Source organism: Flavobacterium sp. AC105 (genome assembly GCF_979258495.1).
Genome location: NZ_OZ409860.1, coordinates 4,967,811 through 4,989,201 on the forward strand (window position 1 = coordinate 4,967,811; position 21,391 = coordinate 4,989,201).

Below are 21,391 nucleotides of genomic sequence, written 5' to 3' on the forward strand. Positions count from 1 at the left end.
TAATTGACTTCTTTTTTATTGTACTAATTCAAAGTCAGATCTTAATTTAATATCTGCAGATGAAGCTCCAATCATTACTTCGAAATCTCCGGGTTCTGCATTCCATTCTAATTTATCATTATAAAAAGAAAGTTTTTCTTTGTCAATTGTAAATTCAATAGTTTTAGATTCTCCTGCATTCAATTTTACTTTTTGAAAATCTCTTAGTTCTAAAACTGGTCGGACTACTGATCCAAATTTGTCTTTTAAATACAATTGTACTACTTCTTCACCGGCTACTTTTCCGGTATTTGCTAATTGAAAAGAAACTTTAATGATTTCGTTGCTTTTTATTTTAGTCGAAGATAATTTCAAATCGGTATAACCAAATTGTGTATAGCTCAATCCGTATCCGAAAGGAAATTTAGGAGAGTTTTTTAAATCAATATAAGCTGAAACATAGTTTTTTGAATCTTCATTTTTAGCTGGTCTTCCTGTGCTGAAATGATTGTAATAAATTGGCAATTGCCCTACTTCTCTTGGGAAAGTCATTGGTAATTTTCCTGACGGATTGTAATCTCCAAATAAAACATTTGCGATTGCATTTCCTGCCTCAGTTCCTAACCACCAAGTATACACAATTGCAGGAACGTTATCTGCCGTCCAGTTAAAAATAAGCGGTCTTCCTGCATTTACCAAAACCACAACTGGTTTTCCTGTTGCCTGAATTGCTTTTACAAGATCTTCCTGAACGCCTGGTAAACCAAGATTGCTTCGGCTTTTTGCCTCACCGCTCATGTCGCGTCTTTCACCAATACTCAAAATAACAACATCTGCTTGTTGAGCTGTTGCAATTGCTTCAGCAAAACCGTCTTTGTTGTCTCCATCAACTTCACAGCCTTTTGCGTAAAGCAATTTGGTGTTTTTGCCTGCTTTATTTTGTAAACCATCCCATTGCGAAACTACCCATTTATCATAATTAACTTCTGGTAATTCTACAGACCAAAATCCCATGTTGGCTTTGTATTCTTTTACCATTGGTCCAATAAATGCAATTGTTTTTACATTTTTAGAGATTGGTAATGTCTGATTATCATTCTTTAATAAAACGATACTTTTTTGTGCTACTTCAAGAGCTGCTTTTCTGTTTTCAGGATTATTTAAGGCTTTTTCTTCTCTTTTTGCATCTGAATATCGGTATGGATCATCAAATAATCCTAATTCATATTTCTTGCGAAGAATACGTTTTACCGCATCGTCAATCAAATCGATAGAAACTTTTCCTTCTTTAACCAATTCAGCTAAATTATAACGGTATGCATTACTTTCCATATCCATATCACTTCCGGCTATAATCGCAGAAAGTGCGGCAGCTTTAAGGTCTTTTGAATATCCGTGCGCAACCATTTCGCCAATAGAACCCCAATCAGAAACTACGAATCCCTGAAAGTTCCATTTTCCTTTTAAGATATCACGCTGTAAATGTGCATTTCCAGAAGCAGGAATTCCGTTTAAATCATTGAATGAGTTCATAAAAGTTGCTGCACCAGCATCAAGAGCTGCTTTAAATGGCGGTAAATAGGTTTCAAACAACATGCGCTCGCTCATATCTACTGAGTTGTAATCTCTACCGCCAACTCCCGCGCCATAAGCTGCAAAGTGTTTCACACAAGCCATAACTGAGTTCAAATCGCCTAATTTATTTCCCTGAAAACCTTTTACTCTTGCATAAGCAATTTTAGAACCTAAGTAAGTATCTTCTCCGGCACCTTCCATTACGCGTCCCCAACGAGGATCGCGGCTGATATCTACCATTGGAGCAAATGTCCAGTGAATTCCGCTTGCTGCAGCTTCTGTAGCCGCAACTCTTGCTGCTAATTCAATTGCCTGTAAATCCCAGCTCGCGGCTTCTGCCAACGGAATGGGGAATGTTGTTTTGTATCCGTGAATAACATCCTGACCAAATAACAACGGAATTTTTAGACGTGACTGCATCGCTAATTCCTGATATTGTCTGGTATATTTCGTTCCGATAATATTTAGCATCGAACCTATTAAACCTTGTTTGATTTCAGATTGTTTGTTGGGATTTATTGTAATTGGTCCTGTTGCCTGATTATCGCCTGTATATTGATTCAGCTGACCAATTTTTTCTTCAATTGTCATTTTCTTCAATAGTGCGTTTACTTTCTGGTCTATTGTTTCTTGTTGGGCGACCGCAAAAAAGGACACCATCAACAAGGTAAATGTGGTTAATTTTTTCATACGAATTTAATATATGCTTTTTAATGGAATATGGAATCGCCATTCTTCAATCCAGTTTGTTATTGGAATCATGGCGATTTCATGAATTTAATTTTGAATTACCAAACGTAAGTTGCCACTGCACCAGCGTTTAAAGTTGTTGAAATTTGTTTTTGGTTGTATTTGATATTGAATGATTCTGTTGCAGTTCCGTCATTTTCTGCAATTACAACGATTTGTCCTGATGGCGTTTTAAAAGCAACATTATAGATATTACCTGCAATATTACTTCCAATTCTAACAGATCCTTCCGGAACAAATTTAGAAGCGTGACCAATAATATAATAACCAACTTCTCTTTTGATATTCTGAGCCTGATCGATCATTAATGCGCCTTTACATGTCGAACATCCGCCTGGGGTAAAAGGTTTGTAATACTCATCATTTGCTAATCCCCACGAAAGTGCGTTTACGCTCCAGTTACGCATAGAACCAATTACAACATTTTTTACGCTCCATTTTAAATCAGATTCAAAACTGCTTTTTGATCCTGTATATTGTTCTGTAAAATACAAATCTTTCTTTGGATAAGCATCGTGAACTTTTGACAAAGCACTAATATCTCCTTCATATAAATGGAAGGCTGAACCGGCAACAAATGGCAATGCTTTTGGATCGTTTAAAATCGTTAAAGGATATTCTGGTTTGTTGCAATTGTGATCATAAACTATAATTTTAGTTTTGATATTAGCTTTGGCGAAAGCCGGACCTAAATTATTTTTAATAAATTCTGCTTGTTGTTCTGCAAGCATTAACAAACTTGGATTATTTCCAGGATGCAATGGTTCGTTTTGAGGCGTGATAGCATCAATTACAATTCCCTGCGCTTTCATTGCCTGAATATATTTTACAAAATATTCCGCATAAACCTGATAATATTGCGGTAGTAAACTTCCGCCTTTTGAGTTTCCGTTGCTCTTTCATCCAAACTGGAGGTGACCACGGAGAACCCATAATTCTTATTTTTGGATTTATAGCTAAAATTTCTTTTAACAATGGCACCACATCATTAAGATCAGGGCCAAGATTAAATTTCTCTAATTTTAAATCGGTTTGACCTTCTGCTAAATCATCATACGAAAAAACGCTTTCATTTAAATCAGAAGCTCCAATACTGATTCTTAAATAACTCAAACCAATTGCATCATTTTTTCTTGAAAATAATTCCTGAAGCAATGCTTCTTTTTTAGCTTTGTCTAATTTCAGGATTGCCTGAGCACTTCCTCCTGTTAAAGAAAATCCGAAACCTTCGATGGTTTGAAATTTCTGAGAAGGATTTACTTCAATAGTTGGATTTGAATTGGTTTCTGTATTAAAAACCAAATCATTTTGCTTTTGAAGTTTTGAGGTCTCGTCAGTTGTTGTAATCCAGGCTTCTGCTTTATTAGAAGTTGCTGCTGAATTTTTTGAAGTCCCACATTTTATCTGAACTGCAATAAGAGGCAGTAAAAGTAAAATTTGAAGTTTTTTGTTGATGTTTTTCATTTTTTAATCTATTTCTATTAAAACAGGTAAATGATCTGACGGATATTTTAAATCTTTAGAATCACTTAAAACTGCGTGTTTTTGAATTTTTAATCCGCTATTTTTAGAGATAAAAATATAATCAATCAATAATGTTACCGGTTGATCGTGTTTGAAACCATTGAAAGTTCCTGATGGCCCAAAAGGTTTTTCTTTAGAAACGTCTTTGGTATCATCCATTACCTTTTTTATCTCTGCAATTTGTTTTGTATCCGGTTCTGAATTAAAATCTCCCATTAAAAAAGCTGGATATTTTTTTGTATTCAATTCGCTTATTCTTTTCAAAACAAGCTGCACACCTTTTACTCTTGCTTCTTCTCCCATGTGATCCAGATGAAGATTAAAAACCCAAAACGTTTTTTTAGTTTTTAAATCTTTAAAAAGCCCATAGGTGCATACTCGGTTACAGGCCGCATCCCAGCCTCTTGAAACTACATTTGGTGTTTCTGACAACCAGAATGTACTGGATTGCTGTACCTGAAAGCGGTCTTTTTTGTAATAAATCGTACAAGCTTCTCCTGTTCCTCCTTCTTCTCTCCCAATTCCAAACTTGTTGTAATCAGGTAAAGCCGAAGCTATATCTGTAACCTGATTTGGAGTCGCTTCCTGAACTCCAAAAATATCCGGACTATAAAATTGTATTTGAGAAGTAAAATAATCTTTTCGGTTTGGCCATGCATTTTCTCCATCAGATGCAACATTTAAACGAATGTTATAGGTCATGATTTTCAAATTCTGACCATAAAACGAAACCGTTACAAAAAGTAACATTACTACTAAAACAATTGATTTTATCTTTTTCATGTTAAAAAATTTTAATCCGTAAAGCTAGTGTTTCAGAAGCTTTACGGAAAAATTTTAACTTAAAACTTATGTTAATTATATACTCTTACGTAATCAATTTCGAATGTTGCGCTAGTAAAATTCGGATCTACTGTTCCTCCAAAATTTCCTCCCATAGCCAAATTCAGAATTAGGAAAAACTTTTCATTAAATGGGGTTGAAGCGCTATTTGAATACGTATAAAACAAATTATCATCTACATAAAACTTAATACTTTCAGCACTCCATTCGGCAGCATAAATATGAAATTCTGTTGCTGAGTTTGGAACTGTTGTTGTTTTTGTATCCGGTGTATTCCCTGAACGTCCAGGTGAATGCAATGATGAATGATTTACGTTAGGATTGTTTCCTACTGATTCTAAAATGTCAACTTCTCCGCAAGCTGGCCAAGGCACTGTATCGATATTATCGCCTAACATCCAGAATGCCGGCCATGTTCCGCCTCCAACTGGCAATTTTGCACGAACTTCTGCTCTTCCGTATTTAAAAGCGAATTTTCCTTTTGTAAGCATTCTTGCAGATGTATAATGGCTTCCCATATATTCTTCTTTGATTGCTTTAATTTTCAGTGTTCCGTTTGAAATAGATACATTCTCAGGACGAGTGGTATAATATTCTAATTCGTTATTTCCCCAACCGTCGCCAGTTCCTGTATTATATCCCCATTTTGCTGCGTCTGGTGCTCCGTCTGTGTTAAACTCATCTGACCAAAGTAATTTTCTGGCCACATTCACATTTACCGAAGTGGTAGAACTTACAAACTGTCCTGCAGCATTATAAGCTGATACAATTATTGAATATGTTTTAGTACCTGAACCCGTAAATTCATAGGTTAAACTACCTGTTGTTAATTCCTTCAATTGATTATCGATAAGCACTTTATACGATGTAGCATTTGTAGCTTTGATCGTTATATTTACTTTTCCGCTTCCGTCTCCATCGGGTTTATCCGCTGTTTTACCTACTACTTCAACCTGAACAGAAAGGCCTGTTGGTGCAGGATTTACAGGTGTTCCATCTGATGAATCATCCCCACTGCCGCAAGACTGAAAACCTAGCATTAACACAAGTGCTAAAACACTTATTTTATTTATGATTTTATTTATTTTCATTGTTGGTTAATTTGGGTTAGTTATTAAAAATTAATTTGCAACCAATATTTTTTTCGAACAGGTGTAGTCCCTACGGGCGTTAAGCTTTTTAGAAAATAAAATTAATCTCGCAAAGACTCTAAGACGCAAAGTTTAAACACAATCTTGTCATTTCGACGAAGGAGAAATCTTCGCAAGAAGCTCGACAAAGATTGGATTCACGTTGCGGAGTTACTTGTTAAGATTTCTCCTTCGTCGAAATGACAAAAAACTTGCGACTTCGCGCCTTTGCGAGAAATTTATTCGCCATAACATTATTGGTTTTCTCTTAACTTAATGAGATTGCCCTTAGGGACTACACTATACATTCATATAATATTATCTATTTTTTACCACCTTTTTTCGGTTCTGAAAAATCTAAATAATTCAAATTAAATCCTCCTTTTTCAAAAACTACTTTGATTTTATTTGTTCCTGCGTTTAATGCTACTCCAGATAAAACAACGGTTTTCCATTTTTCATTTCCACCAGTTACCGGAAGTGTGATCGTTTCTGATTTTTTTCCGTTTTCGGTTTCTAAATGTAATTTTCCTTCCAGGTTTTCGCTTGAATAACGAATGGCAACTTTGTACGTTTTTTGTTTTGCAACTTCGCTTGTAAATTGCAGCCATTCTCCATCTTCAATAAACGAAACCTGATATCCGTTTGATCCGGCGTCTTTGCAAGGTAAAATATCAACACCATCATTTCTCATGGTATTTCCTTTGTTCCACTCGTCAAAAGTTCCAGTTTCTACTCTGTAGTTTATAAAATCTTTGTCTGAATAAGCGTATCCATTTGTTCCTAAATCATATTGTGTTGCCGCAATTTTTCCGGGAATTATATGCTTTTTATAAGGCTTAGTATCATTGGTTTGTACTTGTCTGAACATGGCATCAATTACGTCTGGCTTAACGCTTACGTTTTCCATTTTGTAATTATCTGCCATTTTTAATAATACTTTTTTAGCAAAATCAGCACTTGGCTTTTGACCGCCATCTTTCCAGTATTTTAATAAAACATCGTATTCCGGAATTTTGGTTACCGAAGTTACTCCGGCAATATTCTCGATTTTTTTCATTGGCCAGAAAGCCCAACCAATATTGTTTCCTTCTACCAGAGAAAGTGCATCTTTAAACCAAACATTCGAGTTTTCTCCGCTTTCTCCCATCCAGATCGGAACATTGTATTGTTGTCTGTAATCCAACATTTTCTGGATAGAACCTGTAGTAGTATAATTCCAATATTTATGAAAACTCAACGCCATATTTTCATCCCATAAAGGGAAAATTCCGTTGTAATTATTTCCCCAGCAATTTCCTTCAATTATAACCAGATGGTTGGTATCTACTTCACGAATTGCTTTTGTAACGGCAACCATTAAATCTCTTAAAGGACCATTTGAATTTTCGTCGCAGCCATTTTTGTTGGTTCCGGTAAAATTCCAGTTTGGTTCATTGATAATGTCATAACCTCCAATCCATTGATTGTCTCTGTATCTTGACGCTAGTTTTTTCCACAAAGCAATCATTTTTTTCTGATTGGCTTCACTTTGCCATAAAGACGGTTTTGTGGTATCATAATCCGAAATTGCCGCGTCATTACCTTGTCCTCCGGGAGTTGCATGCAAGTCCAGAATAAGATAGATTTTATTTTCGGCACACCATTTCAATAAATTATCGGTCATGGTAAAACCTTCTTCTATCCAGGTAATTTCACCATTTTTCTCGTTTTCGATTGGCGGTGTATAAAGGTTATAATGCATTGGTAAACGAATGGAATTGAATCCCCATTTTGCCAATGAATCGACATCACGTTTTGTGATTCCGTTTGCTTTATAGGCGGCATAAAATTCTTTCGTTCCTTGTTCTCCAACAACGTCCTGAATTTTTTGTTTGATTACATATTGCGGACTTGCAAAAGGCTGAGTCTGCATCATATAACCTTCCTGCACCATCCATCCTCCTAATCCTAAACCTCTTAATATTATGTTTTTTCCGTTTCCATCAACGATCTTTTGTCCGTCTCTATGTAAAAAACCTTGTCCGAAAGTAGTAATCGAAACTAATAGTTGTAGGGCTATAATTATTTTTTTCATATGAAAACTATTTACTTTTTCGTTCTAAAGTGTTCGATTATTTCCAGGTATAAGTCCCTACAGATCCTCCGTCTAAAGAAGTTGTAACCCATTTACCATTGAATTTAATATTGAACATTGCACTTCCTGTACCGTCATTCTCCACAATAAGAACTATTGAACCGGTTGGCGTAATAAAAGCAACGTTTTGTAAACTTCCGCTTGTGTTACTATCAATTCTGATAGAACCTGCCGGAACAAATTTTGATGCATGTGCAATAATATAATACCCAACATTACGCTGGAAATTTTCGCTTGACGTAACTGTCAAAGCTCCTTTACATTCTGAACAGCCACCGTTTGTATGAGGGCCAAAACTACCGTTGTTTGCTAAATTCCACTCTAATGCATTTTTACTCCAGTTACGCATTGAACCGATAACAACATTTTTAAGGTGCCATTTTAAATCTCCGTCAAAACTACCTGTAGAAGATGTCCATTGTTCTGTAAAATATACGTTTTTAGCCGGGTAAGCGTTGTAAACGTTTGAAAGTGCGCTAATATCTCCAGAATATAAGTGAAATGCTGAACCGTCTACAAAAGGATATGCAGCTGCATCAGCCAAAATTGTTTTTGGATATTCAGGAACATCACAATTATGATCGTAAGTAATGATTTTTGTTGTAAGGTTTGCTGCTTTGAATGCAGGTCCTAAATTATTTTTGATGAAATTAGCCTGCTCTAAAGCTGACATTTCCATACTTGGTGTATTATAAGGATTTAAAGGTTCGTTTTGAGGCGTAATAGCATCAATCGTAATTCCTTCAGCTTTCATTTGTTGAATGTATTTTACAAAATATTTTGCATAAACATCATAATATTTAGTATCTAATCTTCCTGCTTTAAAGCTGTTTGCCGTTTTCATCCAAAGTGGCGCTGTCCAAGGTGTTGCCAAAATTAAGATCTTTGGATTTATTGCCAGAATTTCTTTCAACAGCGCAATTACGCCGCTTCTGTCTTTGTCTAAAGTAAATTTAGCCAAATCTAAATCTGTATCTCCGGATGGAATATCATTATATGTAAAGGTATCAGCATGTAAATCTGATGCTCCAATACTGATTCTTAAATAACTAATTCCGATTGAAGTTTCTGATGAACCAAACAATTCCTGTAAAAGAGCTGCTTTTTTTGTTGCATTTAATTGATTGATAACGTCTGCGCTTCCGCCCGTTAATGTATATCCAAAACCATCTACGGTTTGGTATTTTTGAGCCGCATTTACTTCAATATTCTGGTAACCGTTAACGGATGAACCAAAACCTAAAGTACCTGTTTGTTTTGCCAATAATACCGTTTGATCTCCTTTTGTCAACCAAAAATCAACATCATTTTTTACTACAACCGGCGGCGTAACTGGCGGTGTTACCGGAGGTGGATTTTCGACTGCATCATTTGAAGACGAGCATTTTACCTGGGCGAAAATAGCAAGGGCAAAAAATAATATTTTTATCGCTTTTTTAAAATTTGGTTTCATTTTTATAGGTTTTTTAGTTAATAGTGCCACTTTAGTATACAATGGTTTGTATAGCGTGCGCGGGAATAGTTATAGTGGTTTTTAAGTTGTTGCTGGTTAAATTGTATACAATATCTTTATCTGATTGGTTCATTACAATGGTGACAATTTTGCCATCGGTATTTTTAAATGATGTACTTAACAACGTTTTGTCGCTGATTGTGTCGTTTATTCTTTTAGCATTTGGTCGAATAAACTTTGAGAAATGTCCAATATAATAATACATTGGCGTAAAGATTAATTCATCTTTTGTTACATCTGCATGAATTGGTGAAAAACAGAAATTGCCAACGTGGTTTGGTCCGCCGTTTTGATCTAAAAGAATATTCCAGTCTGTCCAGCCTGTGGTTCCGTTATTAAAATCGTTGATCATATTAAGTCCGTATCGTTCTGCATTTCCCCAAAACTGAAATTTTGAAGCATCAAATTTTTCGATACAGCCTTCTGTAAAAAGTAAATTTTTATTTGGAAATGCTTTGTGAACTTCACCAACTGATTCAAATTTAGGAGTTCCGCCGTTCCAGGTTTCATACCAGTGAAATCCAATTCCCCAGGCATATTTTGAAACTTCCGGGTCAGAGAAAACAAGATTGGCTCTTTTTTCTAACTGATCTCCACGATTGTGGTCCCAAATAATAACGTTTTTAGCACTTAATCCTTCTTTTTCTAAAGTTGGACCAAGAAAGTTTTTCAGGAAATCTCTTTCGGCTTCAGGCGTATAAATGCAAGATTCCCATCTTTGCTTTGCCATTGGCTCATTCTGAATGGTTAATCCCCAAACAGGAATTCCTTCTTTTTCGTATGCTTGTATAAATTTAACATAGTAATTTGCCCAAGCCTGTGCAAAATCAGGCAATAAAACGCCGCCGTGCAAAATATCATTATTGTCTTTCATGAAAGCTGGGGGACTCCATGGACTGGCAAATAGTGTTAATTTCCCGCCGGCTGTTTTAATTGCTTGCTTTATTAATGGAATGCGATATTTTCTGTCGTGGTCAATGTTGAAGGTTTTTAAATCTTTATCTCCTTCTGAAATATAAGTGTAACTGTCGCTGCTAAAATCACAGCTATGTATGTTGGTTCTGGCTAAAGTATAACCAATTCCTTTGTTTTTGTCGTAATAGGCAGTAAGAAACTCTTGCTGTTTTTTAGGCGATAATTTAGCAAAAACTTCTGCGGAAGCATCTGTAATTGCGCCACCAATTCCCAGAAAAGTCTGGTCTGTTTTTTCAGGATCTATTGCAATAGAAACTGTTGATTTTGTTTGTTGTGAAGTCGAAATTAAATTATTTGATAATGATAATTTCAATTTTGTGTTTTCGGCAGTAGTATAAACCTCTATTTTTTTATTTGATTTGGATGCAGAATTCGAGGAATTATCCACAACCTTTGATGAAGAACAACTTAATTGTAGAACTAGTATCGGTGCTATTAAAATTCTATTGATAGATTTCATTGTACTTTCAAAAAAATGATTGAATTAAAATTGAGGGTCAAATTGGATGATTCAATTACGACCCTCTTATTTAACTACAAAATATTAATAAACAAGTGTTTGTATTGCATGCGCAGGAATTTTAACTACTGTCTTCTCAGCAGCTATAATTAAATTGTATGTAATCTCTTTATCAGACTGATTCATGACAATTGTTGCCATTGTTCCGTCTGTATTTAAAAATGAAGTGCTTAATAAAGCACTTCTGCTTACTGCAGTGCTCACTCTTACTGCATTTAAGTGAATGAATTTTGAAAAATGTCCGATGTAATAATAGGATGGTGTATAAATTAATTCTCCAGTTGTTGTATCAGCGTGAATTGGCGAAAAACAGAAGTTTCCAACATGATTTGGCCCACCGTTTTGATCTAAAAGAATGTTCCAGTCTGTCCATGCAGCGGTTCCATTATTAAAATCATTAATCATAGAAATACCATATCTTTCTCCGTTACCCCAAAATTGATATTTTGTCGCGTCGAATTTTTCGATACATCCTTCTGTAAACATTAAACCTTTGTCAGGATATGCTTCATGTACTTTGGCAACATTATCAAACATTGATGCACCGCCAGACCAGGTTTCATACCAGTGAAAACCCATTCCCCAAACATACTTTGAAGCTTCCGGATCTGAATAAATTACGTTTGCTCTGTAATTCATCAAATCACGATTGTGATCCCAAACAATAATTTTTACATCTCCTAATTTTTCTTTTTTCAAAGTTGGCCCAAGGAAATTTTTAATAAAATCTCTTTCGTTTTCTGCTGTATAAACACAAGATTCCCAGGTTTGAATTGCCATTGGCTCATTTTGAGTTGAAGTTCCCCAAATTGGTATTCCTTCTTTCTCGTAAGCTTTTATAAATTTGGCATAAAAATTTGCCCATGTTTGATAATATTCCGGTAATAATGTTCCGCCTTTCAGGACGTTTTTATTACTTTTCATAAAAGCATTTGGCGACCACGGGGCAACATAAGTTTTTAATGTTCCGCCAGCAGTTTTTATAGCTTGTTTTATTAATGGAATGCGATATTGTCTATCGTGATCAATAGAAAAAGTTTTTAAATCTTTATCTCCTTCTTCAATATAAGAATAGCTTCCACTGCTAAAATCAGAACTTTGTATCGTGGTTCTTAGCAATGAATAGCCTATACCTTTTTGTTTATCGTAGTAAGCATTTAAAAATTCAGCTTGTTTTTCTTTTGAAAGTTTAGCGAAAATTTCGGCACTCGCATCTGTAATAGCACCTCCAATTCCCATGAAGGTTTGAAACTTTTTTGATGGTTCTACAAAAACAGACGACTCCGTTTCAAGAGGTTGTTTTGATGCTGAGAAAGTTAAATTATCTGTAGATGTTAATCTTAAATTTGAATTTTCAGCTGTAGTATAAACTGTTACTTTTTTCCCATTGGTTGTAAATTCTTTCTTTGTTTTTGACTGTTGTGCAAATGCTGTCAGCGAAAACAAAAAGCATAGAATCTTAAAACTATTTTTTTTCATTCTTCCCTTATTATTTTAATTCTAAATTGAAGTTTTTATAGAAACTCGTTTTCAATAAAACACATTCTAGTGGCTTAAGGATTTAAAAATAGCCCATACTCATAGTGATTATGGGCTATTTACAACCAAACTTAAACTTAACTTAATCTTTTATTTTCCGCGTAATTCAACGCTTTTGATAGTAATACCACCGGCAGCAATTCCGCCACCACATCTAATCATCAAGTAAACTTTACCTGTAATATCAAATTTAACTACATTGCTTACTGCATCTAGTTTTGCATTTTTAGTACATCCGATAGCAGATAATTTACCTGAAATTGCAGTTTTACCGCAACCATCCCAAGTATTTAGTCCCATTACTTTTCCTCCGTCACTATAATCTCCACTAGTTACAGCTGGGTCTGCTTTACCTGCGTAAACTTCAAACCACATATCAGTTGATGCACCTCCTGTAACAGTCATATCAATTGTGTACTCTTTGTTAGCCACAACATCAATTGCCTGATAGATTCCGGCGTGACCTCCGGCAACAGTTGCGCCTTTGTCACTAAATGTCCAGTTTCCACCAGCACCGTAAATTACTTTTTTCCAGTTAGCCTGATCTTCAGCAGTTTTAAAAGAACCGCCTTTAACCAAATTCCCTCTTACAGGATCAGAAGTTGCTACAACAAGCGGAGCTGTTGCTGTTCCTGTTGCACCACCTGCTCCAATAGCTGTGTGTGTAATTGTATAAGTTCCTGCATCCGGTAATACGATAGTCTGAGTCATTTTGCCCATGTCATCGCCTTCACCAGTATTCCATTTTGAAGCAATAACTCCTTTTGGCTGAGCTGTTAAAAGATATGTATTTACTGCTCCTGCAACTGGTTCAACTGTAAATGAAGCATCAACATTAGTGGCTGTTAAGCCATTTCCTGCTCCAACTTCATCGTCGCAGCTTATTAGTGTACCTAATGCTAAAGCTAGCATTAGGAATACACTTTTATTTAAATTTATATTTAGGTTCATTTTGTGGTTATTTTTGTGGTTATTTTTGGTTAGATAGTTAATCTGTTATTCGTAGTTAGGGTTTTGTTTCAATTTAGTTCCAACTAACTCTACGTGAGGAATTGGGAAAACTTCATCTGTACCGGCGTCAAATCCTCTGTCAGATAATGCTGCAGCTGCATCTCCCCATCTTACTAAGTCAAAGAATCTGTGTCCTTCACCAGCAAGCTCTAATCTTCTTTCATTTTTAATAGCAGCCAATGTTACAGGAACTGGTGTTAAACCAACTCTCGCTCTAACTGCATCTAATAATGCTTGTGCTCTTGGTCCAGAACCTAATGCTTCAGCTTCTAATAAGTAAGTATCTGCAAGTCTGATTACGTATGAATCCTGTTTGTAATTTAACTCTGCAGCTCCACCACCAGTACGAACGTCTGATTGTCTTGGCAAGAATTTGTTCAGGAAGTAACCTGTATCAGCATTTCCAGCAATATAATCTGCAGTTCCAGCAGCTTTTAAAGCTTTCATATCTAAAATTGTAGCATCAAATCTTGGGTCATTTTTAATTGCATCGTATAATTTTTGTGTAGGAACACTAAAACTCCATCCTGAAGGAAGGTCTGGTGCAGGTGAATTAGCAGGTCTTGAATAACCTCTAGGTCCAACCATAACGTTTAATGAGTTTCCTTCGTCTCTTCCTGAACCCCAGAAATCCCAGTTTGAGTTACCAGCACTTGTATGAGAAACCTCAATAAGTGATTCAGCGTTGTATTTGTTAGATGTAACCCATAAATCGCTGAATTTAGCCAACAATTTATTTCCATATTGGTTTGTTCCACCAGGTGTACCGTTTACTTCAGCAAGAACTGCAGCAGCTTCTGGTTTTTTTCCATCATATAAATAAACTTTTCCTAATAATGCCTGAGCAGAAACTCTGGTAAGACGTCCAGACTCTGATGCTGCATTAACACTTGTTGGTAAACCAGGAATCGCTTCCAGCAAATCTTTTTCAATTTGTGCATATACTGCTTCCGGAGCTGCTTGTTCAACATTTAACATTGTAGATGTTGTTAATGGCTCAAGAATAAGCGGAATGTTTTTAAACATTCTAACCAAGTTGAAATAGTATAAAGCTCTTAATGTTTTTGTTTCTGCTGTAAATCTAACTTTTAAAGCAGCAGACATATCAACACCATCCATTTTAGATAATAAAACGTTAGCTCTGTAAACTCCTTGATAATGGTCATTCCAGAAACTTCCAGGAATAATTAATGATGTTAAAGAGTGGCTTGAGAAATTTTGAATTCCGTTACCATCTGAAGCACTACCACCACCAGCATAGAAATCATCTGATCCGGCATTTAACATAGCTACCATGTTTTCAAATCCACCAGTATTTTTTCTTAACGGATCATAAACTCCAACAAGCGCAGCTGTTGCTTGTTGCTCATTTTGGTAGTAATTACTTGAAAGGAAAGATCCTTTAGGCTGAAGAGTAACAAAATCTTCAGAACAAGACCCTAAAACAGCCATTGCAACTGCAACGTATATGTATTTGTATTTAAAATTTTTCATGATTCTTTATGTATTAAAATGATAAGTTAGCTCCAAGCATGAAAGATCTTGCTTGTGGATAAACACCTCTATCTATACCAAATACTTGACCTCCAATTTCAGGATCATATCCAGTATATTTAGTAAACGTAACTAAGTTTTCTCCAGTAAGGTAGAAACGAATTTTATCAGCTCCAATTTTTGATGACAAACTAACAGGAAGTGTATATCCTACTTGTACAATTTTCAAACGAATGTAATCTCCGCTTTCAAGATAGAAATCAGACATTTTACTAAAGTTACCGTTTGTATCATTGTTTGTAAGTCTTGGATAATCATTTGATGTTCCTTCTCCTGTCCAACGGTCTAAAGCTGAAGTTTGGTAGTTAGCATTCAAGATATCTAATCTGCGTAGTCCTTGGAAAATTTTGCTTCCAGAAGTTCCTTGAGCAAACGCCATTAAGTCAAAGTTTTTGTAATCTAAGTTCAAAGTCAAACCGAAAGTTAATTTTGGTAAACTTGTTCCTAAATATTGTTTATCCTGATCTGAGATAGATCCGTCACCATTATTATCTACCCAACGGAAATCCCCTGGTTTAGCACCTGGCTGAATTAAACCTCCGGCAGCATTTTTATAATTATCAATCTCTGCTTGATTTTGGAAAATACCAGCTGATTTGTATCCGTAAAATTCATTGTATGAATGACCTACTTCAGTTCTTGTAACAGCACCCATAGATTGGAAAGAAGCATTACCTTCAATATAATCAGCAGTAGCTCCAATGTAAGTAATTTCATTTTTCAATGTAGAAAGGTTTCCATTAACACCTAAGTTAAAATCACCCAATTTTTTCTTGTAACCTAATTCAAACTCAAGACCTGTATTGTTCATATCAGCAACGTTAGCCCATGGTTGCTCAGCAACTCCAACATATCCAGGAATAACCACTGGTTGTAAGATACCAGTTGTTCTTTTCTTGTAATAATCAATAGTAAGGTTGAAATCATTTAATATTCTTGCATCAAAACCAATACTTGTCTGAGAAGTTTCTTCCCATTTCAAATCAGGGTTATCAAGAGTTACGTTAGCATAACCTGTTGTGATGTTACCTGTATTTCCAAAAGCGTAGTTATATCCACCGTTTACTAATGAGATATATCTAAAATCAGCAACCTGGTCATTACCTACAACTCCATAACCTCCACGGAATTTTAATGTATTAACGATGTTGTTTTCTTTCCAGAATTCTTCTTTAGAAACTACCCATCCTAAAGAGAATGAAGGGAAATTACCCCATTTATGATTTTCTCCAAAACGAGTTGATCCATCACGACGAATTACTCCTGTTAAAAGATATTTTTCTTTATAGTCATAGTTCAAACGAGCAAATAACGAAGTTACTTTATGCTCTACAAGATCACTTGTTCCGCTTGTTCTGTCAGATTGAGGAATATCAAAGTTGAAAGAAGCATCTTTGTAGCTTGTAATAGGCAAACCGTACATTGCTGCTCCAACATAACCACCAATATTATCAACGTAAGTTCCCTGACCTGCTAAGATATTAATGTTATGATCTCCAAATCTATTAGAGTAAGTAGCAACATTTTCTATATTCCAGGCAAAAGATTTGTTGTTGTTCTGGTGATAGTTATTTTTAAGAACGTTTACGTTAGCACCTAGGTAATAAACTGGTGTAAATCCTGTATCTCCATAGTAAGATAATTTACCTCCTAAAGTAGTTCTAAATTTTAAATGGCTTGTAATGTTAGTCTCAAGATAAGCATTTCCAACAAAATCATCAGACCAGTTGTAAGCGCCTAATCTTGTTTGAATGTATCCTAATGGATTTGACATCTCTTGTCCAACAACACTAGAAATTCCGTAAGGATTTCCGTTTGCATCACGAACAACAGGATTAGTAGAATATGGAGCTGCATTAGCAACAGCTGGATCAGTTACTACTAAAGGAGTAGTTGGATCAAGGTTGATTGCAGAACTTAAAGGTCCACCAAATTCACTGTTTGTATTTCCAATACCAACACTTTTTTGTCTTGCATAAGCAAACGTTTGTCCAAACGTAAAATATTTAGATATTTTATGAGTAGAGTTTAAACGGAAAGTCTTTTTAGTATAATTAGAAATATCAGTTGCTACGATACCTTGTTGATCCTGAAGACCAAAAGAAGCATAGAAAGTAGAAAATTCTCCACCACCACTAAAGCTTAATTCATGAGAATATCTGTAAGCGTTGTTATTAAAAATTGCATCTTGCCAATCCGTACCTTTTCCTAATGCTGAAGGATTTGGATATACAAGTGAACCACCATTTGCTACTGATTTCTCATTCATGATAGTAGCATATTGAGTTGCATCTAATAGGTCTAACTTTTTTGCTGGTTGAGAAACTCCTGAAAATCCAGTATAATTAACTGATATTTTTCCTGATTTCCCTTTTTTAGTCGTAACTAAAATTACCCCAGTTGCAGCACGAGTACCATAGATTGCAGCCGAAGCAGCATCTTTAAGAACCTCAATAGACTCAATGTCTGATTGATTTAAGAAGTTAATACCACCTGCATCAACAACGTTACCGTCTACAACCCAAAGAGGATTATTACCTCCGTCTCCAAAAGTTGTAATACCACGTACACGAATAGTTGATCCAGAACCTGGCTGTCCCGAGCTTGCCGCTACAGTAACACCAGAAACCCTACCTTGTAATGCTTGTTCAACACGACCGTTTGGTACTTTCTCAAGATCTGCCGCTTTTACACTAGAAATTGCTCCTGTAACTACTGCTTTCTTTTGAGTTCCGTATCCTACAACTACAACCTCATTCAATGATTGCGATTCAGGTTTTAGTTGAATTGTAATTTTTGTTCTACCGTTCACAGCTTCACTAACTGGAGCGTATCCAATAAAAGTAACTGTCAAAACACCGTTTGAAGGCACTTGAATTTGGAATTTCCCATCAAAATCTGATGCCGTAGACTTAGTTGTACCTTTTAATACAATCGAAGCACCTGGAACTGGCATTCCACTTTCATCGTTTATCATCCCGTTTACCGTGACATCCTGAGCCACAGCTATAACCGAGAATAACAAAGACGAAACACAAAAAATAAGTAATTTTGTTAATTTCATTTTTCTAAAAATTTTGGTTAATTAATTAGTAATTTGATGCAATAATAATGTTATTTTTTTACTATCAACAATTAAATTTCCTTACAAAAACACATCAAATCAAATTTTATAACATTACAAAAACACATCATTTTTTTTATATATATTTAATTTTCAATATATTAAAATTAAAATTAAAGATGTTATCAAAATGTTAATTGCAAAAATAAACACTACAGTTGTATAAGATTGCTTATTTTTATAAAGTAAAACACATTCTACATCGAAATAGTTCGTTAAAAAACTATACAAAACACTACAAACCAAATACTTAAGTCTAAAAATTTAAAACAAATAAAAAAAATTATGAAATTGATAAAATCATATTTTTATATTACTTTTTTTACATTATTCACAATTACATTTTTTGGACAGGTTAAAAACATTGGTCTTCCTGATGTAAGAAATTACAAGCGAAACGAATACAAAGGAGGCACACAAAACTGGAATATAGATCAGGATAAGAACGGAAACTTATACTTTGCCAACAATAATGGCCTTTTACAATTTGATGGCTCATCATGGCGGAAATATCCACTGCCAAATTTAACTTCAGTAAGATGTTTAAAAATTGATGATTCGGGAAAAATATATGTAGGTGGATATAATGAATTTGGATATTTTCAACCAGATGCAAAAGGAAAACTTAAATATACTTCTATAGCTAAAAAAGTAGATAAAAATAAAATCAAAATTATTGACTTCATATGGAAGATACACAACTTTAACAATCAGACAATTTTTCAATCCTTTGCGAGAGCTTATATTTATAAAAACGGAAAACTATCCATACTTAAAGCACCAAAACGTTTTCAGTTCTCCTTTATAGTAAATAATAAACTTTATTTTCAGGATACTGAAAAAGGTGTTCTCGAATATAAAGACGGGAAGTTATATACCGTACCTAATACAACCGGCCTGAACAACACAGAGATTTGGGGAATGTATGCTTTAGCTAAAAACAAGACCTTAATAATAACACTCGAAAAAGGATTGTTTATATATGAAAATAATGTTTTGAAACCGTGGGATACAGAAGCTAATAATTTTGTAAAAAGAAACAACTCTTTAGGTGGTGTGGCCATAAAAAATAACTTCATCGTTTTAAATTCAGTTCTTGATGGGATTGCGATTTGTGATTTTAACGGGAAAATAATCCAGCATATCAACAGAAAAAAAGGTCTGCAAAACAATACTGTATTAACCTCATTTATAGACAATAAAAATAATCTCTGGCTAGGTCTTGACAACGGTATTGCATTTGTAAACGAAAGTTCTCCTTTTACTTATTTCGGATTTAGTTATGATATTAGTACTGTATATGCGTCTGTAATTCATCAGGGAAATTTATATGTCGCTACAAATCAAGGTGTTTTTTATCATGCCTGGAATAATAGTTTTAAAGAGGATGTTTTTAAATTGGTAGAAGGCACAACAGCACAATCCTGGAATGTTCAGGTTGTTGACGATGAACTTATTTGCGCCAACAATAGAGGAGCATTGGTAATAAAAGGCGGAACAGTATCGCGTATTATAGATTCTAACGGATATTTTGGTTTTAAAGCAATACCAAATCATCCGGGATTTTTTATAGGATCAAATTATGATGGTTTTGCAATTTTTGAAAAAAAATCCAGCGGACTAGCATTCAAAAATCAACTTATTGGATTTGATAAATCTTCAAACAGTTTTGAACTTGATGATTCTTATTTATGGCTTAAAAAGGATGAATCTATATATAGAATGTCTCTTAGTAATGATTTAACGAGATTTTCATCAATTAAAAAAATTGACAGATTATCTTCTGGCTATAAAAATATAGGAAGTCTTCAAAAAATTGATAATAAAATTTACTTTCAGACTAATAATCATTTTTTTAGATATTCAAAAGAGCAGGATTTATTTTATGAAGACAAAAACTTATCCAAATTATTCAGAAACATTCCTGTAATAAATGCATTAAGCGAAGATTCGCAATCTAATTTATGGTATGCTTTTGACGAATCTTTAGGCGTTTTAATGAAGCAAAATAATGAGTATAAAAATATTGTAGCGCCATTTTCAAATTTAACAGGTAATTTGGTAAGTAATTATCTATCTGTAAATACAATTGACTCCAAAAATATTTTTATTGGTTTAACCGATGGTTTAGCGCATTATGATTCTGAATTATTAAACAATTTTGTAACCAAGCCAAAAGCTTTTATTCGCAGTTTCTCTTTTCCCGGCGACACTATAATTTTAGGAAATAATCAAACTAAAACAGAAAATATCCGCATTCCGTATTCGTCAAATCATGTTCGGTTTACATTTTCATCACCCACTTACGAAAATCTGGAAAATGTTGAATTCTCCTATCAATTAGAACCTTTTGATGACAAATGGAGCAATTGGTCTACAATATCCATTAAAGAATACACCAATCTTCGTGAGGGAGAATACACGATGAATGTAAAAGTTCGAAATAGTTACGGAATTCAATCTGAACCGTCAAAGCTTTCGTTTTCAGTTTCTCCTCCGTGGTACAGACACTTTTTAGCATTTATGATCTATTTCATTTTTATAATAATAGGAATATATCTTATTTCTACACGAGTAAAAATGAAAATCAGAAAAAACAAGTATTATGAAACGATTGAGCAAAGAAGGCTTTATCTTGAGAAGGAATCAAGAATTAGACAGGAACAATATGATCTTGAAAAAGAAATTGAAAAGCTGAAGAATGATAAACTTCAGATAAAAATCCTTGCGAAAGACAAGGAATTAGTAAATAACTCACTTCAGGTTGTAAAGAAAAATAAAATCCTAAACGGAATTATTCATAAACTAAAAGAAATTGACATTGAAGCGCTTGATGATTCTACCAAATTTCAGGTCAGCAAACTAAACAAAAGCATTGTAAAAGAGGTGAATACAGATAAAAGCTGGAAAGATCTGGAGAAACACATTAAAAACGTGCATTTTGAATTCTTAAAACGATTAAAAGAAAAATACCCAACGATTTCTCCACGAGAACTGGATTTGTCAACTTATTTATTAATGAATATGTCTACCAAAGAAATAGCCGAAATTATGAATATTTCTACCGGAGGAGTTGAATTAGCCAGATACAGATTAAGAAAAAAACTTGGATTAAATAAAAAAGAAAACTTAATTGGATTCTTGATGAGTATTTAACTAAAACAAGAAAGCCATCTGATGAATAATCGGATGGCTTTCTTGTTTTAGTTGTTGTTTT

At 34.6% G+C, this 21,391-nt stretch carries 13 protein-coding genes; 1 reads left to right on the forward strand and 12 read right to left on the reverse strand.

The window, feature by feature from the left end:
* Positions 1-15: 15 nt before the first annotated feature.
* The 12 genes from ACZ0AH_RS20535 to ACZ0AH_RS20590 form a co-directional block, all read right to left on the reverse strand.
* Positions 16-2,244 (reverse strand): glycoside hydrolase family 3 N-terminal domain-containing protein, encoded by a 2,229-nt coding sequence (locus tag ACZ0AH_RS20535; protein ID WP_463477618.1) that lies wholly within the window; start codon positions 2,242-2,244, stop codon positions 16-18.
* Positions 2,245-2,342: 98 nt separating this feature from the next.
* A complete protein-coding gene (locus tag ACZ0AH_RS20540; RefSeq protein WP_463477619.1) occupies positions 2,343-3,116 on the reverse strand; it encodes a glycoside hydrolase family 30 protein in 774 nt (257 codons plus the stop codon).
* Positions 3,091-3,768, reverse strand: a complete 678-nt coding sequence (locus ACZ0AH_RS20545; protein WP_463477620.1) for a glycoside hydrolase — start codon at positions 3,766-3,768, stop codon at positions 3,091-3,093. The genes ACZ0AH_RS20540 and ACZ0AH_RS20545 overlap by 26 nt, the downstream gene beginning before the upstream one ends.
* A gap of 3 nt (positions 3,769-3,771) precedes the next feature.
* A complete protein-coding gene (locus ACZ0AH_RS20550) occupies positions 3,772-4,611 on the reverse strand; it encodes an endonuclease/exonuclease/phosphatase family protein (protein ID WP_463477621.1) in 840 nt (279 codons plus the stop codon).
* Between the two features lie 71 nt (positions 4,612-4,682).
* A complete protein-coding gene (locus ACZ0AH_RS20555) occupies positions 4,683-5,762 on the reverse strand; it encodes a family 16 glycosylhydrolase (RefSeq protein ID WP_463477622.1) in 1,080 nt (359 codons plus the stop codon).
* Positions 5,763-6,123: 361 nt separating this feature from the next.
* The gene (locus ACZ0AH_RS20560; protein WP_463477623.1) at positions 6,124-7,878 is read right to left on the reverse strand and encodes a cellulase family glycosylhydrolase; all 1,755 of its coding nucleotides are present in this window, start codon (positions 7,876-7,878) and stop codon (positions 6,124-6,126) included.
* A gap of 37 nt (positions 7,879-7,915) precedes the next feature.
* A complete protein-coding gene (locus ACZ0AH_RS20565) occupies positions 7,916-9,391 on the reverse strand; it encodes a glycoside hydrolase family 30 protein (RefSeq protein ID WP_463477624.1) in 1,476 nt (491 codons plus the stop codon).
* A gap of 31 nt (positions 9,392-9,422) precedes the next feature.
* The gene (locus ACZ0AH_RS20570) at positions 9,423-10,886 is read right to left on the reverse strand and encodes a glycoside hydrolase family 30 protein (RefSeq protein WP_463477625.1); all 1,464 of its coding nucleotides are present in this window, start codon (positions 10,884-10,886) and stop codon (positions 9,423-9,425) included.
* Between the two features lie 84 nt (positions 10,887-10,970).
* Complete coding sequence (locus ACZ0AH_RS20575) at positions 10,971-12,425, reverse strand: glycoside hydrolase family 30 protein (protein WP_463477626.1); 1,455 nt, start codon at positions 12,423-12,425, stop codon at positions 10,971-10,973.
* Between the two features lie 150 nt (positions 12,426-12,575).
* Positions 12,576-13,436 (reverse strand): hypothetical protein, encoded by an 861-nt coding sequence (locus tag ACZ0AH_RS20580; protein ID WP_463477627.1) that lies wholly within the window; start codon positions 13,434-13,436, stop codon positions 12,576-12,578.
* Between the two features lie 45 nt (positions 13,437-13,481).
* Positions 13,482-14,990, reverse strand: a complete 1,509-nt coding sequence (locus ACZ0AH_RS20585; protein ID WP_463477628.1) for a RagB/SusD family nutrient uptake outer membrane protein — start codon at positions 14,988-14,990, stop codon at positions 13,482-13,484.
* Between the two features lie 13 nt (positions 14,991-15,003).
* On the reverse strand, positions 15,004-18,114 hold the full coding sequence (locus ACZ0AH_RS20590; protein WP_463477629.1) for a SusC/RagA family TonB-linked outer membrane protein: 3,111 nt from the start codon (positions 18,112-18,114) through the stop codon (positions 15,004-15,006).
* A 345-nt stretch (positions 18,115-18,459) separates the two neighbouring features.
* On the opposite strand from ACZ0AH_RS20590, the gene ACZ0AH_RS20595 reads away from it, so the two are divergent.
* Positions 18,460-21,330, forward strand: a complete 2,871-nt coding sequence (locus ACZ0AH_RS20595; protein ID WP_463477630.1) for a triple tyrosine motif-containing protein — start codon at positions 18,460-18,462, stop codon at positions 21,328-21,330.
* The last annotated feature ends 61 nt before the right edge of the window (positions 21,331-21,391 follow it).

Excerpts from the sequence above, each read along its gene's own strand:
- ACZ0AH_RS20535 (WP_463477618.1), bottom strand. The coding sequence starts at position 2,244 with ATGAAAAAATTAACCACATTTACCTTGTTGATGGTGTCCTTTTTTGCG.
- ACZ0AH_RS20540 (WP_463477619.1), bottom strand. The coding sequence starts at position 3,116 with ATGAAAGCGCAGGGAATTGTAATTGATGCTATCACGCCTCAAAACGAA.
- ACZ0AH_RS20545 (WP_463477620.1), bottom strand. The coding sequence starts at position 3,768 with ATGAAAAACATCAACAAAAAACTTCAAATTTTACTTTTACTGCCTCTT.
- ACZ0AH_RS20550 (WP_463477621.1), bottom strand. The coding sequence starts at position 4,611 with ATGAAAAAGATAAAATCAATTGTTTTAGTAGTAATGTTACTTTTTGTA.
- ACZ0AH_RS20555 (WP_463477622.1), bottom strand. The coding sequence starts at position 5,762 with ATGAAAATAAATAAAATCATAAATAAAATAAGTGTTTTAGCACTTGTG.
- ACZ0AH_RS20560 (WP_463477623.1), bottom strand. The coding sequence starts at position 7,878 with ATGAAAAAAATAATTATAGCCCTACAACTATTAGTTTCGATTACTACT.
- ACZ0AH_RS20565 (WP_463477624.1), bottom strand. The coding sequence starts at position 9,391 with ATGAAACCAAATTTTAAAAAAGCGATAAAAATATTATTTTTTGCCCTT.
- ACZ0AH_RS20570 (WP_463477625.1), bottom strand. The coding sequence starts at position 10,886 with ATGAAATCTATCAATAGAATTTTAATAGCACCGATACTAGTTCTACAA.
- ACZ0AH_RS20575 (WP_463477626.1), bottom strand. The coding sequence starts at position 12,425 with ATGAAAAAAAATAGTTTTAAGATTCTATGCTTTTTGTTTTCGCTGACA.
- ACZ0AH_RS20580 (WP_463477627.1), bottom strand. The coding sequence starts at position 13,436 with ATGAACCTAAATATAAATTTAAATAAAAGTGTATTCCTAATGCTAGCT.
- ACZ0AH_RS20585 (WP_463477628.1), bottom strand. The coding sequence starts at position 14,990 with ATGAAAAATTTTAAATACAAATACATATACGTTGCAGTTGCAATGGCT.
- ACZ0AH_RS20590 (WP_463477629.1), bottom strand. The coding sequence starts at position 18,114 with ATGAAATTAACAAAATTACTTATTTTTTGTGTTTCGTCTTTGTTATTC.
- ACZ0AH_RS20595 (WP_463477630.1), top strand. The coding sequence starts at position 18,460 with ATGAAATTGATAAAATCATATTTTTATATTACTTTTTTTACATTATTC.